The organism is Kitasatospora sp. NPDC034023, from assembly GCF_055575795.1.
In genome coordinates this window covers 23457-38320 of record NZ_JBVIRY010000059.1, presented here as the reverse complement: position 1 = coordinate 38320, position 14864 = coordinate 23457, and the positions used below count along the sequence as shown (strand labels likewise).

12 protein-coding genes and 2 pseudogenes are annotated in these 14864 nt (G+C 71.0%); 5 read left to right on the top strand and 9 right to left on the bottom strand.

Annotated elements, in window-relative coordinates; translation table 11 throughout:
- Nucleotides 1-169 (top strand): annotated as a pseudogene (locus ACZ52R_RS40710) (NF041680 family putative transposase); the annotation flags it as partial.
- A 364-nt stretch (nt 170-533) separates the two neighbouring features.
- Here the strand turns inward: ACZ52R_RS40710 and ACZ52R_RS40705 are convergent.
- The 5 genes and pseudogenes from ACZ52R_RS40705 to ACZ52R_RS40685 all read right to left on the bottom strand — a co-directional run.
- Entirely contained in the window at nt 534-1847 is a 1314-nt protein-coding gene (locus ACZ52R_RS40705) for an MFS transporter (RefSeq protein ID WP_465755305.1), read from the bottom strand.
- Entirely contained in the window at nt 1844-2452 is a 609-nt protein-coding gene (locus ACZ52R_RS40700) for an ArsR/SmtB family transcription factor (RefSeq protein ID WP_465626779.1), read from the bottom strand. Before ACZ52R_RS40700 ends, ACZ52R_RS40705 begins: the two co-directional genes overlap by 4 nt.
- Nucleotides 2453-2623: 171 nt before the next feature.
- Nucleotides 2624-2854 carry a hypothetical protein gene (locus tag ACZ52R_RS40695; RefSeq protein WP_465755304.1) on the bottom strand — a complete coding sequence of 77 codons (231 nt, stop codon included), beginning with the start codon at nt 2852-2854 and terminating at the stop codon, nt 2624-2626.
- Nucleotides 2851-4923 carry an XRE family transcriptional regulator gene (locus tag ACZ52R_RS40690; protein WP_465755303.1) on the bottom strand — a complete coding sequence of 691 codons (2073 nt, stop codon included), beginning with the start codon at nt 4921-4923 and terminating at the stop codon, nt 2851-2853. Before ACZ52R_RS40690 ends, ACZ52R_RS40695 begins: the two co-directional genes overlap by 4 nt.
- 552 nt (nt 4924-5475) lie before the next feature.
- Nucleotides 5476-5754 (bottom strand): annotated as a pseudogene (locus ACZ52R_RS40685) (hypothetical protein); the annotation flags it as partial.
- A 211-nt stretch (nt 5755-5965) separates the two neighbouring features.
- Here ACZ52R_RS40685 and ACZ52R_RS40680 point away from each other — a divergent pair.
- The 3 genes from ACZ52R_RS40680 to ACZ52R_RS40670 all read left to right on the top strand — a co-directional run bounded on the left by ACZ52R_RS40680 (nt 5966) and on the right by ACZ52R_RS40670 (nt 10201).
- Nucleotides 5966-8062 carry a phosphocholine-specific phospholipase C gene (locus tag ACZ52R_RS40680; protein ID WP_465755302.1) on the top strand — a complete coding sequence of 699 codons (2097 nt, stop codon included), beginning with the start codon at nt 5966-5968 and terminating at the stop codon, nt 8060-8062.
- 87 nt (nt 8063-8149) lie between these two features.
- A complete protein-coding gene (locus ACZ52R_RS40675) occupies nt 8150-9151 on the top strand; it encodes a 1-aminocyclopropane-1-carboxylate deaminase/D-cysteine desulfhydrase (protein WP_465755301.1) in 1002 nt (333 codons plus the stop codon).
- 126 nt (nt 9152-9277) lie between these two features.
- Nucleotides 9278-10201 (top strand): endonuclease/exonuclease/phosphatase family protein, encoded by a 924-nt coding sequence (locus ACZ52R_RS40670; RefSeq protein WP_465755300.1) that lies wholly within the window; start codon nt 9278-9280, stop codon nt 10199-10201.
- Between the two features lie 74 nt (nt 10202-10275).
- Here the strand turns inward: ACZ52R_RS40670 and ACZ52R_RS40665 are convergent, their stop codons facing one another.
- Nucleotides 10276-10956, bottom strand: coding sequence for a GOLPH3/VPS74 family protein (locus tag ACZ52R_RS40665; protein WP_465755299.1), 681 nt, complete (start codon nt 10954-10956; stop codon nt 10276-10278).
- Nucleotides 10957-11395: 439 nt separating this feature from the next.
- Between ACZ52R_RS40665 and ACZ52R_RS40660 the strand changes: the two genes are divergently transcribed.
- A complete protein-coding gene (locus tag ACZ52R_RS40660) occupies nt 11396-12067 on the top strand; it encodes a SpcZ (protein ID WP_465755298.1) in 672 nt (223 codons plus the stop codon).
- Between the two features lie 78 nt (nt 12068-12145).
- Here ACZ52R_RS40660 and ACZ52R_RS40655 read toward each other — a convergent pair whose 3' ends face one another.
- Genes ACZ52R_RS40655 through ACZ52R_RS40645 form a run of 3 tightly spaced genes read right to left on the bottom strand, consistent with a single transcriptional unit; the run spans nt 12146 to nt 14779 of the window.
- Nucleotides 12146-13018, bottom strand: coding sequence for a TauD/TfdA dioxygenase family protein (locus ACZ52R_RS40655; protein WP_465624500.1), 873 nt, complete (start codon nt 13016-13018; stop codon nt 12146-12148).
- 53 nt (nt 13019-13071) lie between these two features.
- Nucleotides 13072-13767 (bottom strand): hypothetical protein, encoded by a 696-nt coding sequence (locus ACZ52R_RS40650; RefSeq protein WP_465755297.1) that lies wholly within the window; start codon nt 13765-13767, stop codon nt 13072-13074.
- Entirely contained in the window at nt 13730-14779 is a 1050-nt protein-coding gene (locus tag ACZ52R_RS40645) for a GSCFA domain-containing protein (protein ID WP_465624497.1), read from the bottom strand. The genes ACZ52R_RS40650 and ACZ52R_RS40645 overlap by 38 nt, the downstream gene beginning before the upstream one ends.
- Nucleotides 14780-14864 lie beyond the last annotated feature (85 nt).

Genomic DNA, 14864 nt, shown 5'->3' with positions numbered 1-14864 from the left:
CACCCCCGCCCGGGTCCGGCGCGGGTTCCGCAACATCCGCACGACCCTGCCCTGCCCAGCCGCTGTTGCGAGACCCTCCCGACCCGGACCCGGGCGCCCACCCGGGCAAACCAACCGCCACCGAGCACCCGACCACAACATCGGACTCGCCCTGGTCACCAACCAGTAGCGAACAGGCAGGCGAGAGTCCGAACGCGACAGAAGATCATCACCGGAGGTAAAACAACAAGCTTTGATCTTGTGGCGGATCCGTCCGGTGGCGGTTGTCGTGGTGATGGCGCACTGGCGGGTCAGGGCCCGCACTACTGGCGGGAGGGGGATATTCCGACCGTGCACTATTCCCCGGCTCCGTAGGCCTATTGGCCCCAGGGGAGTGAGTTCTATGGCTCCAGACAGCGAGCTTCGGGGCGTAATCTGAACGACCGTCTGGCCCTGCCCATCGCCGCTGGGCGACGGCGTCCTTGCATGGATGTGCCGGTCCGTCGAATCTGGGAGGTATCCGCTCGAATCCGGACTGGACCACGCCCGGCCGGTCAACAAGGTACTGGTCGCTGGTCGTCGTCCGCGGCGCCGGCATTCGCAGCGCTGTTCGGTGCCAGGGAGCGGATGCGGGGTATCGGTGAGGGCAGTAGCCAGAGCAGTGACAGGGCTCCGCCGACAGCGGCGATGAGGAGGGTCGCCCTCAGGCCGATGAGGGTGGCGAGCAGCCCTCCGACGATGGCGCCGACGGGACGTGTGCCGTAGTTGATCGTGCCGTACGCGCCCGCTACGCGACTGCGCATGCTGTCGGGGATGACAGCAGCCTGGAGAGAGTTGAGGTTGACGTCAAACAGCATGACACCAAAGCCGGACAGGAATTCGGCCGCGGTCAAGGCGCCGGCACGGAGCCAGAGCGGGCCGCCTGCGGCGGCGGCAATAGCGATCGGCGCCGGGAACAGCACCGCGCCGACGACGATGCTGCGCCCCACGCCGAACCGTCGCGAGATCTTCGGGGCGGACACCGCGCCAAGGAGGGAACCGGTCGCGCCGATCCCGAACGCGAGGCCGATTGCTCCCGCCGACAATCCGAGGCCCCGGTTGGCGAACAGCACGATCAGCCCACTGCCCGCGACAAAGGTGAAGAAGTTGACGGTCGCCGCACATCCGAGAGCCGCCCGCAGTACTGGGTGACGGACGACGAACGACATTCCCTCTCGGGCACGTTGCAACAGCGAGGGCGCCGCTGCATTGCCGGATACGGCAGGCGGTTCGTCGGCCGAAACCCGACCGACCAGGACTGCTGACACCAGGAAGGTCAGGGCATCCACAACGATGGTGACGGGTGCGGTCAGCGCCTGGACCAGAGCGCCGCCGATGGCCGGGCCAGCGACATACGATGCTGACCGGCTGGTGCTGAGCTTGCTGTTCGCGTCGACGTAGGACGCCCGCGGGACGAGGCGCACGAAGAACGGCGGATAGGCGGTGTTGAACAGCACCCCGGCTGCGCCCATCAGCAGCGCCACCGCGTACAACTGTCCCAGCGTCACCGCCCCTAACAGGTAGGCCACCGGAACACTGAGTAGTACAGCGGCGCGCACCAGGTCGGCAAGGACCATTAGACGGCGCTTGTGGGCCCGGTGGTCGACCCATGCCCCCAGGAAGATCGCGAGCAGATTCGGGGTCCAAATCAGTGCGGTCAGCCACGCCACCTGGTTGGCCGAGGCGCCCAGGGTACTGATGGCGATCAGGGGCAGGGCCAGTTCGGTGATCCTGTCGCCGAACTGTGAGGCCGATTGACCGGCCCAGAAGCGGCGGAACCGTCGATCCCGCCACAACGATATTGCGGCGCCCTGATCCGGGCTCTTCACGACGTCTGCCCGGTCTGCTCCTCGGCACCTTCCGGCAGGACGTAGCGCATCAGCCGGACGCCGCGGCCGTCCGTGGGCCGCTCGGCCGGGTCGCGAGTCACGTACGGCGCGAGAATGCGCTCGATCCCGTCCTCGATGGCGGCGAGTTCCTCAGCCGAAACGACGACGCGGGTGTTGGCCAGCCCGGCGAGCCTGCGCCACACCGGATCGAGTTCAGGCTCGACCTCGGCAGCCCACTGGCTCGGGAGGTCTGCGTAGCGCAGGAACATCTGCTGCGACAGCACCCGTGCGGCTGACTGGCCTTCTTCATCGGCCGGGTCCTGCGGTGCCTCGAATCGGAAGCCGCGTGCCACGGCCTCCCACCGTCGCTGTCGTCGGTCCGGGCCTGGCTCACTGTCGCGGACCAGCCCAAAGCTCGCCAGGTGACGCAGATGCCAACTGGTCACCGACGGCGTCGCTCCCACGTCGGGCGCGAGTTGCGTCGCGGTCGCAGGCCCGTGCCGGTGGAGATGATCAAGGATCGCCAGACGCACCGGATGTGCCAAGGCGCGCATGGCTTGGGGGTCAGTAATCTCGATATCGCCCAGGTGATTATTGGAGCCCATGGCGTGAGAGTCTCCTCTCACAATTCGTGAGAGTCAACTCTCACACCGGTAGCGTCGAGTAGCAGCCGGTACATGTTCATGTGGGTCGGGTGTAGTCAGGCACCTGCGGCGACCTGTTGCCGGGCCCCGGTGTGGGCGAGTCGGTAGGAATGCCGGGGCCAGAGAAGCCGTTCACTGCCAGGTCGCCTCCTCAGCCCGCTTGTGGGCGTCGCCCTCGGCCCGGGCTGCGAGGTATTCGGCCCAGTCGCGTCGGGCGCAGGCGACCCAGCGGAGTGCGGTGTGGCGGTGCATCCCGGTCACGTCGGCGAGGATCGGGCTGGGGAGATCCGCGGCGAGGGCCGCCAGTGCCGCGTTGCGTGCTGTGCGAACCGGGATGCCGTGCCGGTTGAGCTTCTGGGTCATGCCGTGTGTCGAGATCGGCTTGCCGGGGACCATGCGGGGAAGAGCCATCGAGGGCCTGGGTGGGATCGTGAGAGCTGCGGCCGTAGCTGGGGCTGTTCGGCGAGGCGTCGCAGGAGCTCGGCGAGGCACGGGGGCAGCAGCACGGGGTGACGGCCCAGGACCAGGTGGGTGTGCTTGTCACCGACTTTGAGGTGCTCGGGCGTCAGGTGACAGAGGCGTTCGGTGGACGGGCCGAACAGCAGGGTGATCGCGCCGGCTGCCCGGACGTCCGAGGGCAGGGCGTCGTCGGTCAGGCAGCGTTGGAGGAGTGGCCACCGCTCGTCCTCGTCGAGCAGGTCCTGGGGTTCTTGCCGTGGGATGGAGGGGACGGTGAGCTCGCAGGTGAGTTGGCGGCCCGTGGTCCATTTCAGGAAGTAGCGGACCAGGTAGCGCCGCTGACTGGTGGCGCCGGTGATCCAGTCGTCGACGTGCTCCTGGGCGAGGTTGGCCAGGGCCAGCCCGCGCTGGTCTGTCCAGGCCAGGAAGTCCAGAGCGACGCTGATGCGGCGTCGCAGGTCGCGGTCGGCGGAGGCGGGATGGTGGCGGGTGGCGGCCCGTTGGCGGGCGCGTCGGAGCAGGAACCAGTGCAGGAATTGGCGGACGAGGTTGGCGTGCGCGGCTGGCCTGCCCGCGAGTTCGTGCTCCAGTTCGAGGTCCTCGTTGCGCGCATCCAAGATGCCTGTGTGGACGAGGAGTTGGCGAATGTAGCGCTGGTTTCGGCTGGGCGGCAGCTCGTCCAGCAACTCGTGAGTGAGTTCGCGCCCTTCGGCCGCGAGTTGAGCGAGGAGCCTGGTGTTCGGGCTCTCCTTGACCCACTGGATGGCGGGAAACGGTGAAGGGGCTTCCGCCAGCGCGGCTGCGAGCGGTCCCAGCTGCGGAGCGACGGTGCCTTCGGGCCCGGCCAGCAGGGCGTTGACCCGCTCGGCGAGGACGCAGTGAGCGCATCTGCCGCGGCTGTGGGGGTTGCCGGCCCGGCCGCACTGGCGGCAGGTGTAGTCGGCGGCGAAGCCGACACAGGGGCCGCAGACCCCGGTGCCGTCGTCGTCCAGCGCGATCAGCGGCTGGACCGTGCCGCAGCGGGGGCACGCGGCCGGTGACCGGAGCACGGCGGTGTAGCAGACCAGACAGACCGGTCCGATTGGCCATCGGGCGTTGACCGGCTTGGTCTGGCCGCAACGGGCGCATGTTTCCCCGGTTCGGGTGTGCCGGTAGCAGGTGCCGCAGACCGGCCGGCCCTCCCGGTCGCGGCTGACGCAGGGGCGGACACGGCTGCAGATCGAGCAGGTCGCCTCGGGGCCCTGGTAGCAGCCGTCGCAGAGGTCCGGCTGCCCGTCTCGCGCGTTGCGGGCGATGCGCTTGAGCTGTCCACACCGCCCGCACGGACGCCGTGGTCGGCGGTGACGGTTGTAGCAGAGGTGGCAGAGCGCGCCGTCCTCGTCGACGAGGGCGGCGGCTGCGGTCTTGCCGCAGTTCACGCAGGTGTGCATGGGCCGTTTCCAGCACTTTTGGCACAGTCCGCGCCCGTCCTCGCGTCGCACCACCGGGTGTCGGAGTTCACCGCAGTCGGCGCACTCCTCGAACGTGGCGGGGTCCGTGCGGTAGCAGCGGTTGCAGATCGGGCCCTCGGGGCGCCGGGCGACGACTCGCTGGCCGTCTCGGTGGCAGCGTACGCAGGTTTCGCGGTTGCGGCTTCGGGCGTCGCAGGATCCGCAGAGCCGCCCTTCGGGGCGGAGTTGTCGCAGGTCAGAGCGGATCTTTCCGCAGTGCGCGCATCCGGGGCGAACGACCGGATGGCCGGCTTCGTGCAGCACCTGGGCCAGCCGCAGCAGGACTGGCGGGCAGAGGGAACTGCCCGAGGTCAGTGCGTCGGGGTGGGCTGCCAGGTGATCGGCCAGTTGTTCCAGGAACCGTGCCGCCCCGCGTACGGTGATCGGCACCGCCGCTTCCAGGGCCGCTTCCGCGTCGGCGGTGCCGAGCACCGGCAGGGCTTTGGTGATCTCGCCGACAGCGGCGTTCGTGGCGGCTTCCATCCGTGCCGCCTGCGCAGCGAGCCGGGCGACGACCGACGGGGCGGTCGTCGAGAGGGCGGTCACAGGCCCTCCGGCCGTCGGATCGCGGTCCGGCGCGCGACCGGCAGCGGGCCGGGCGTCTCGCCGCCGGCGGTCTTGCGAACCCGGCCGAGCCGCTCGTAGAGCAGCAGGAAGCCCACCAGCGCGTTCCTGCCGAGGGTGACATGAGGGCGGTGTTGTTGTGGTGGTGGGGTGGGGTGGGCTGGGGTGTTGTGGGTTGGTTGAGACCGAGGCTGGGGTGGGTTGCTGTGGGGGTTGGTGGTGTTGGTCTGGGGTTGGTGGGGGTGTCGTGAGGATGGTGGGGGGAGGTTGGTGTCAGTGGTCGGGACGTTATGCCTGGGTGTCATGTTTTGGCTGGTCATATGGGGTGCTGGTTCCGCCTGAAGGTGGTTGATGGGGTGTAAGGAACCTCTGTTCTGGTCCCGGGCTGGGTGGTGTGGGTGGTTCGCGGTGGGGTTGGGGCGGGCTGTTCTCAGCCGGTGTGTGGCCACGACCGCGAAGAGGGGCGGCTGGTCAGCGTTGTCGGGGATGGGTTTCCGCGAGGTGGTCCAGTCGTACTTTGTCGAGGGTGGTTTTGGTGATGCGTTCGGTGCCGTCGAGGATCGCGGTCAGGGCGGCTTCGCGGATCAGGCGTGTGAGGCTTCCGATACGTCCGGCGGTGCGCTGGTGGAGATACGGGGCGTGGCGGGGAAGGCTGCCGGTGTGGTGGCGTTTGAGGTCGAGGGCTTGTTCGAGGTCGGTGATCAGGTCGGTGAACGGGCGGCGGTTGCCCTGCCGGGCGGGTAGGGCGCCGGCTCCTCTTCGCCTCGGATCGCCCACGGGCGGCCGCGCGATCACTGGGCAAATCTGCCGCATTTCCAGCCAATGGGTGCTCCCCCTCTCGAACAACCAGGCGGGCTGAGCGAATCCCCGGCATCAGACCTGTTCATGCCGCCCCCGCTGCTGACACTCTGTCCACTTGGTTGTGCTCCCCCTGTCCACCCCCGATCCGGAGGCTCCCCCCTTGTCCCCGCTGACCCGTCGCACCTTCCTCGGCTCGGCCGCCGCCCTCGGCGCCGCGCTGGGCATCGACGCTCTCCCCGACGCGGCCCCGAAGGCCGCGGCCGCGGCCGCGACCTCCGCCACCGGCACCGGCACCATCCGCGACGTGCGCCATGTCGTCGTCCTGATGCAGGAGAACCGCAGCTTCGACCACTACTTCGGCTCGTTGAAGGGCGTGCGCGGCTTCGGCGACCGCAGCGCCGTCACCATCGGCGGCAACGGCACCCCGGTGTTCGCCCAGCCCGGGCTGCTGTGGGGCCACCAGTACCCGTGGCAGCTGAGCACCACGCCCTCGACGGTCTTCACCAGCTCCGAGAAGTTCGCGCAGTGCGACCAGTCGCTCGACCACGGCTGGTCCAGCCAGCACAAGGCGTGGAACAACGGCCGGATGGACAGCTGGATCTCCGCCAAGCTGTCCGACCGCGCCATGGGCTTCATGAACCGGTCCGACATACCCTTCCACTACGCCCTGGCCGACGCCTACACCGTCTGCGACGCCTACCACTGCTCGATCCTCAGCGCCACCGGCCCCAACCGCACCTACCTGTGGAGCGGCACGATCGACCCGTCCGCCGGCGCGGGCGGCGCCGCGTACGACGGCGGAGAGGAAAAGGGCCTGCGCTGGCAGACCTACGCCGAGGCACTGCAGAACGCCGGCGTGAGCTGGAAGGTCTACCAGAACGCGGACGACAACTTCGGCGACAACGCCCTCGCCTACTTCACCCAGTTCGCCAACGCCCCGGCCGGCAGCCCGCTGCACGACCGGGGCATGGCCTCCGTCCCCAAGGCGACCGGCCGCACCCCCGACGACATCGCCGCCGCCATCCGGGCCGACGCCGTCAACGGCACCCTGCCCCAGGTCTCCTGGATCGTCCCCGACCAGAACTCCTCCGAGCACCCGGACGCCCCGCCGAACGACGGCGCACACTTCGTCAACCTGGTCCTCCAGGCCCTCGCCGCCGACCCCGACGTGCTCGACTCCACCGTCCTGTTCCTCAACTACGACGAGAACGACGGCTTCTTCGACCACGTCCCGCCGCCCACCGCGCCCGCCGGCACCCCGGGGGAGTTCTACAACGGGACCAACATCGGCCTCGGCTTCCGCGTCCCGATGATCGTGGTGTCACCGTGGAGCCGCGGCGGCTGGGTCAGCTCCGAGGTCTTCGATCACACCTCCGTGCTGCGCTTCCTGGAGACGTGGACCACCGCACTCGGCACACCCGCCCACTGCACCAACATCTCCGACTGGCGGCGGCAGGTCTGCGGCGACCTCACCGGCACCCTCGACTTCGCCAACCCGGTGTACGGGCTGCCGCCACTGCCCGACACCAGCGCGGTGATCGGCCGGTCCGGCTGCACCTTCCTGCCCAACCCCATCCCGACCAACAACACCATGCCCGCCCAGGAGCCCGGCACCAAGTCCGCCCGCGCCGTGCCGTACCAGCCCAACGGCTCGGTGGACCGGATCGAGTACGGCCCGAACGGCAAGATCCTGCTCTGGCTGCGGATGTCCAACGAGGGCCGGCACGCCACCAGGCCCGCCCACTTCTCCGCCTACGCCAACGCCCACCGCGGCGGCGGCCCCTGGCAGTACACGGTCCCCGCCCACGATCCGGCGAGCGGTACCGACGGCACCGCCCAGGACTACTTCAACGTCGGCTCGGGCTTCGGCGACGGCGCGTACGATCTCAGCCTCTTCGGCCCCAACCGCTTCCTGCGCCGGGTCGTCGGCAACGCCACCGGCGCCGGCCGGTACGCCGAGGCCACCAGCTCCTACGCCGCGGCTCCCGACACCGGCAAGCAGGCGATCTGGTTCACCCTGACCAACCAGGCCGCCTCCGGCCGCACCGCGACCTTCACCATCACCACCAACCAGTACCGCTCCGACGGCCCCTGGATCTACAGGGTGCCCGCCGGCGGCAGCGTCTCCGACTACTTCAACGCCGTCGCCTACACCCACGGCTGGTACGACTTCACCGTCACCGTCGACCTCGACCCCGCCTGGTCCCGCCGCTTCGCGGGCCACGTCGAGACCGGCGGGACCAGCATCACCGGCTGAGCGCACAACAGCCGGCCCGGTCCGTACCGTCGGCCCGCCCGGGCCGACGGCCTCGCGCTCACCCGCGTTCGGCCGTACGGTCGGCCCATGACACGCCGTCCGTTCATCCACCGGCGTTGGCCTGAGGTCGCCGCGTCACTGCCCCACCTCCCGCTGGGCGACGCCCCGACGCCCGTGCGCCCGCTGACGGGCCTGGGCTGCCGGTCCGAGCTGTGGCTCAAGGACGAGAGCGGCTACGGGCACGGGGGTTGGGGCGGGAACAAGGTCCGCAAGCTGGAGTGGCTACTGCCCGAGCTCCGACGCGGGCGCCCGCGGACCGTCCTGACCGTCGGCGGCCTCGGCACCAACTGGGGCCTGGCGACCGCGCTCTACGCCCGGGAGCAGGGTCTCGACGTCGCACTCGCGCTGGTCGACCACCCGGTGGACGACCACGTCCGCGCCCAGCTGCGACGGCTGCACGACTCCGGAGCCACCCTCCACTTCGCCCACACCAAGGCCCGGCTGCTGCTGGCCGCGCCCTGGCTGTTCGCCCGGCACACCCGCGGCCTGGCCCTGCCCCGCTACCTGCCGCCCGGCGGGTCCTCGCCGCTCGGCGCGCTCGGGTACGTCGAGTGCGCGCTCGAACTGGCCGAGCAGGTGGTGCGGGGACTGCTGCCGGAGCCCGGCTGGGTCGTGACGGCGGTGGGCTCCGGAGGCACCGCGGCCGGGCTGGCCCTGGGCCTGCGGCTGGCCGGCCTGCGAACCCGCGTCCTGGGGGCCGTGGTCAACGACACCCTCCGCCTCGACAGCGCCGCGCACACCCGTCTGGCGGCCAAGTCCCAGGCGCTCCTGCGGGCTCGGGGCGCTCGACTGCCCCGCATACGGCTCCGTGCGGACGACGTCGTCGCCGAGCGCGGCTGGCTCGGCCCCGGCTACGCGCACCCGACCGCGCGTGCCCGGGCCGTCCTCGACCGGGCGGCGTCCGAGGCCGGCTTGGAGCTGGAACTCACCTACACCGCCAAGGCGATGGCCGCGCTGCTCGACCTCGACGCGGCCGGACGCTTCGCCGACGGGCCGGTGGTGTTCCTCAACACCTTCGGCCCCCGGTGACCGAGTTGGCTGACGTCCCGGTCTTGGTGACGGACCTCAGCAGCAGCTCGATCGCCTGCCGGACCGAGCGAGGCGGCTGCGGCCCTCCAACGTTCGCGGCCCGGACCGCTGTTGTACCGTCCAACCATGATCGGCTCCGCGCTGGTGCGCCTTGCGACCTTCAACGTCCTGCACGGGCGGCAGCTCCTGGACGACGGCCGCCCGCCGACGACGGCCTCCGACACCACCACCGTGCACCCGCTCATCGAGGCCGTCGCGTCCCTGGACGCCGACGTGGTGGCGCTGCAGGAGCTCGACCGCTTCCAGGAGCGGTCGGGCCGGGCGGACCAGGCGCGGGCGATCGCCGAGGCGACCGGTGCCGCGGACTGGCGCTACGCCTCGGCGTTCCACGCCCGGTCCGTACCGGGCCGGACCTGGGTCCTCGACCGGTCCGAACCAGGGCTGCGGGTGTACGGTCCACGGGCGCCGGGGCACCACGGAGAGGCTCCCTCGCACGGCATCGCGCTGCTGTCCCGACTGCCGGTCCTGAGCTGGCGAGCCCGGCGGTTCAGCGCGCCTCCCGTCGCCCTGCCGCTGCGAGTGGCCGGGCGGAGGGGCCTCACGGTGATCCGCGACCATCCGCGCGCGGCGCTGGCCGCCGTCCTGCAGGGTCGGCGCGGCCCGTTCACGGCGGTGGCGCTGCACCTGTCGTTCGTCCCGGGGTGGAACGTCCGCCAGCTCCTTGCCGTGCACGGCTGGATCGCCGACCTGCCCCGGCCGCACCTCCTGCTGGGCGACTTCAACATCGTCGGCGCGATTCCCGCCGCCGCGCTTGGCGCGGCCGAGCTCCTCTCCTCGGCGAGGTCCTCGACGGCCCGGCCCGCCGCCCCGCCGCCCCGGCCCGGTTGGCGCCGGCTGGCCCGGGTCCGAACCTTTCCGTCACACTGCCCACTGGTGCAGCTCGACCACGTCCTCGCGGCCGGACTCGCGCCGCACCAGCCGGATTCGGTGCGGGCGCCCCGCATGCCGATCTCGGACCACCGGCCCGTGGTGGTCGAGCTGCACCTGTAGTCCCGCCGCCGCACCCCGCCCCGCTGAGCCGCCCGGGCCCGCCCGCCGTGAGGCGGGCCCGGGGCTGTCGCCCGTCAGCCGGCGGCCGCCGTGGCGGCCGTGGCGACGGTCACGGCCGTGATGGCCGCGACGGCGACGCGCATGTTCCGGATCGCCTGGGTGACGGGCTCGCCCGCCCAGTCGCCCGCGGCGATCTCCGAGAAGCGCAGCTCGACCCGCGCGCGGGGGAGGTCGGGGAAGGCCAGACCGTGCAGCCGGGCGGCGTGCAGGAGCGCTATCAGGGTCGCGGTGCGGGTGTCGGGCGTCCCGTGATGGCGGATCACGGCCGCGAGCCGCTCGCGGAGCTCACGCTCGACCGAGCCGTCCGCCTCCGGATAGCGTCGGACCGGGAAGAGGCCGAGGACCCGGTGGCGCTCCTCGACGACCAGGCCGCGCTCGCACAGCCGCTCCACGGTGGCACGGACCGCCGTGGGGTGGTCCTTGGTCAGCCAGTCCGCCGCCTTCGCCTTGCCGGGAGCCTTGCGCGCGACCCACTCGGTGAGCCGCTCCAGCCGCTCGTCGAGCAGCGGGTCGCCGGTCGGGGTGTGGTCGGTGACGCTGAGCCGGCCTTCGTCGAGCGCGACCCGGCCGGCCAGTGCGAGGTCGGCGAGGAGGCCTCCCGCCACCGCCCATCCGGCGCTCGAACCGTCCTTCGCCACACCGGACTCGTCGTCCAGTGAGAGCAGCATCAGCTCCTCGGCGAGGGTGACGTGCATGTGCCATTCCTTTCCCTGTTCGGACCGGCCACCCCGCAGCGCGCCTACCAGCCGCCGCACCTGGGTGTCCTCAGCCAGCAACGCCCCGCCCGCGCGGCCCTGTTCCCCGACCCGCCTCCGCTGCCGGACAGGTCCGTCTTCCGCAACGGGTGCAAGGGTGGCGCGGGCTACCGATTCGGAGTTTTCGCCCAGGCCAGGGGCCTGGTGAACCATCCCTGCCGGTAAATCGTCAGCATTGGTAGGCCGGGGGTCCGAACTGCCCGCCACCCAGGGCCGAGGTGACCCGCAGCCGTACGACTCGACACGGCACGGCCCGAAGCATACAGACAGCTCAGGAGATCAGATGACCTCATCCGAGACCTTCTCGGCCTTCTACTCGTCACTCGGCGCCGCTGCACGGGCCCCCGGCGGAGCGGGGGTATCAGGGGAGGGGCCGGCCATGCCGCCCTGGCTGGCGCAGGTGTCGGAGGTGCTGTTCGACGGAATGGACGCCGGCACGGCGACGGCTTGGGCGCGCCGTGTGCACCGGGAGTTGGAGCGGTTGAACGGCAGGGTGCCGTTCAGTGTGGTCCATGACTGGTACTGCTCCGCCGTCGGCCCGATACTGACCGAGGCGAGTGCACGGCGTGGCGGGTCGGCCGCGCAGCACCAAGCCGTACTGGCTTTGCACGCACGGGCCATGGACGACGGTCCGATCGACGAGAGCACGTGGCGCACTGCGCTCGAACCGGAGCTGCGGGAGCTCTTCCGCGACGCGTACCCCTACGCCGAGGCCTACGCCACGGCCGCTGCTGCCGCGGGCTCCTATGCGCTGGCGAACGGCTACAGCGAGGCCGCGGCTGCCCGGTACGGCGAGACCTACGCGGAGCTCAACACCGCAGCCAACGTGCGTTCCCATGCCGACGCGAACGCCCTGGCCAACGCGGCCGCCGTGGCGGCGGCGTACGCGGCGGCGGACTCGGCCGCCTATGCCGCGACCTATCCGTCTGCCCGGATCCGCGCAGTGGTGCGGGTACATGCCGACCGGCAGGACGAGCGCGGCGAGCACGCCACCTGGGCGCGCCTGGCCGACGGCCTCGCCGCCGGCCTGGCCCGCGCAGACGCGGCCTGAGCCGGATCGACCCGGCACCCGGGCTCGGGTCCGAGCCCGGGTTCGGGTTTCGGGTTCCGGGTCCGGGTCCGAGCCGGCTCAGCCCTTGAGCGGCCCGCCGTTGATGGCGACCCGGCGCCCGTAGCGGGTGTGCGGGTAGTAGTCGTACGTGGCGTGGTGCTGAACGCAGCGGTTGTCCCAGAACACCAGGGTGTTGGGGCTCCAACGGATGCGGCAGGTCAGCATGGGCCGCTGGGCCGGCAGGGCGAAGAGCAGGTCGAGCAGGGCCCGGCTCTCGTCGGCCGACAGCTGGGGGATGCGGGCGGTGTAGGCCTTGTTGACGTAAAGGATCTTGCGGTCGGTCTCGGGGTGACGCACCACCAGCGGGTGCTCGCTCTTGGGTATCACGTACCCCTTGGGCGGGGTGTAGCCCTGGAAGGCGACAAGGCCGTCGTGTACCGCGGTCAGGCCGTCGAGCAGCTCGCGCATCCTCGGGGACAGCATCTCGTACGCCAGGTGCATGTTGGCGAACAGGGTGTCGCCGCCGCTGCCCGGCTCCGGCACGCGGGTGAGGTAGAGCATCGACCCGAGCGAGGGTTCGGCGTCGGCGGTGCCGTCGGCGTGCCAGCCGTTGCCGGCGACGTTCGCCGCCTCGGCGCTGGTGCTGATCTCCAGGATGTACGGATCCGCGTCGACCGGGGGCGGGTTGACCGGGCGCAGTTCGCCGAAGTGCCCGGCGAAGCGCTTGTGGTCCTCGTCCGTCAAGTCCTGGTCACGGAAGACGAGGACGTGGTGGTGGAGGAACGCCTGCTTCAGTTCGGCCAGTTGCTCGTCCGACAGCTCCTGCGAGAGGTCGACGCCGGAGATCTCGGCACCGATCACCGGGGTGACCGAGTCGACGGTGATGGTCCGGTACTCCTTGGCGGGTCGGGTGGTGACGGCCTTGACGGCGTCCAGTTCGTACTGCTCCATGACGTGCTCCTGTGGTGTAGGGGTCGGTGGCGAAGCCTGCGGATCGGGTGTCGTCACAGCCCGCGGGCCAGCAGATCCGCAAGGATCAGCCGACCGAAGGCCAGGTTGCCGTGGATGGAGTCGTCGGCCTCGCACAACTCGGGGCGCTGGAAGCCGTCCGGTCCGGTGGTGCGGGCGCGGAGGTCGACGATCTCCACGCCGAGCGCGTCGAGCGCGCTTCGGACCGTCTCCTGCGCGGCCATGAACACCGCCGGGTCGGACTGTTCCGGTACCCGCTGCGGCGGCAGCACGGCCAGCGCCCGCAGGCCCAGACCGAGTGCGTGGCGGTAGAAGGCCAGCGCGTCGCGGACGGTGGCGCGGACGATGGCCTCGAACAGCGGCCCGGACAGGAAGCCCGGGGCGAAACCGCCGTCGCGGTGGCGGTAGATGCGCCAGTTCTCGCTGGTGGCGACGTAGTGCGCGCTGAGACCGAAGGTGGACACCAGCGGGACCGCGAGACGCCCGAGGCCGTCGACGCCCATGTTGGTCAGGAAGCCCCGGTAGTACTCGTCGGCCTCGGCCTTGCGGAACACCACGTCGTGCTCGCGCGGCTCGAAGAAGTCGTCGGTGAACTCGCGCCCGGCACCGATCGGACCGCCCTGGAACGGGATCCGGGCCGCCTTCGCGGCTCGTCCGATCGGACCTGCGTGCGAGTCGCCCAGCAGCAGGAACCTAGCGGGGGCGGTAGTAGTCGAGGACGGCGTCGTCACAGCTGTCGCCTCCCTTCAGCTCCGCCGCCGGCTTGCCGGTTCGCACCGGTGGCGCAGCGGCAGGGGGCCCCGACAGCGCGGTCATGAAGTGGCGCATGACGAAGTCGACGCCCTCGGGCGCCACTTCACGCAGGTTCGGCGCGTAGAACCTGCTCCGGAACGGGAGACCGGTGATGAGTTCGTACGAGGGGAAGTAGTCGACGTCGTCGAGGTCCTGGGCCAGCTGCCCGGCCACCGTCCGCAGCAGCGACTTGGAGTAGGTGTTGGCGGTGAGCACATGGCCGCCGGTCGCGGTCGCGGTCAGCGGGTTCGGTGAGACGGTCAGCAGGACCCGCAGCCGCGGATTGGCCTCGCGGGCCAGTGCGATGGCGTCCGCCAGGTCGCGGTAGACCTCTTCGAAGGTGAACTGGTGGAAGACGTGGCGGTCCGGGTCGAAGGTGCCGCGCACGGTCCCGGGGCAGGACGGGAAGACGGTGCCGTCGGCGTCGTCCCGCCACGCCTCGGTCAGACCCAGGGTGAAGATCAGGCAGCCGGCCTCGGTGACGGCGTCGCGGATGGCGGCGAGGGTCGCCCCGCGGGCTGTCAGCATCTCCTCGGCCGAGGCGTAGCCGCCGGGTTCGACGGACGGGCGATACGGGTCGTGGTACCTGCCGTCCTCCAGCCACGCCTCGGTCGGCGGGGTCGTGCGGCCGAAGGCCCAGGAGAGCCACTGCCGTAGCACGGCGGCGGTGTAGATGGTTCCGGTGCGGAACGAGAACCACCCGTAGTGGCGCGCCCTGCGCTCCTCCTCGGTCAGCCCCGGCGGGGCCGGCTCCGCGTCGTACCAGTTCATGCCCCGCTCCAGCAGGGCGCGGCCGATGTGTGCGGCGAAGCAGGACCCGGCGGTGAGGACCGGGTCGTCCTGCCCGATCGCGAACGCGGGCGTCCACAGGTCGTCGATGGCGAGCGGGTCCGGCTCGGCCACGGCGGAGCGCCAGAACGAGCGCGCCGGTAGTGACTGGTAGGGGTTCACGAGGGATGGTCTCCGATGGTCGAACGGCGGCGGAGGTCGGACGGAACGTCGGTATGGGGGACGGGACGTCGGTGTGGGACGGCTG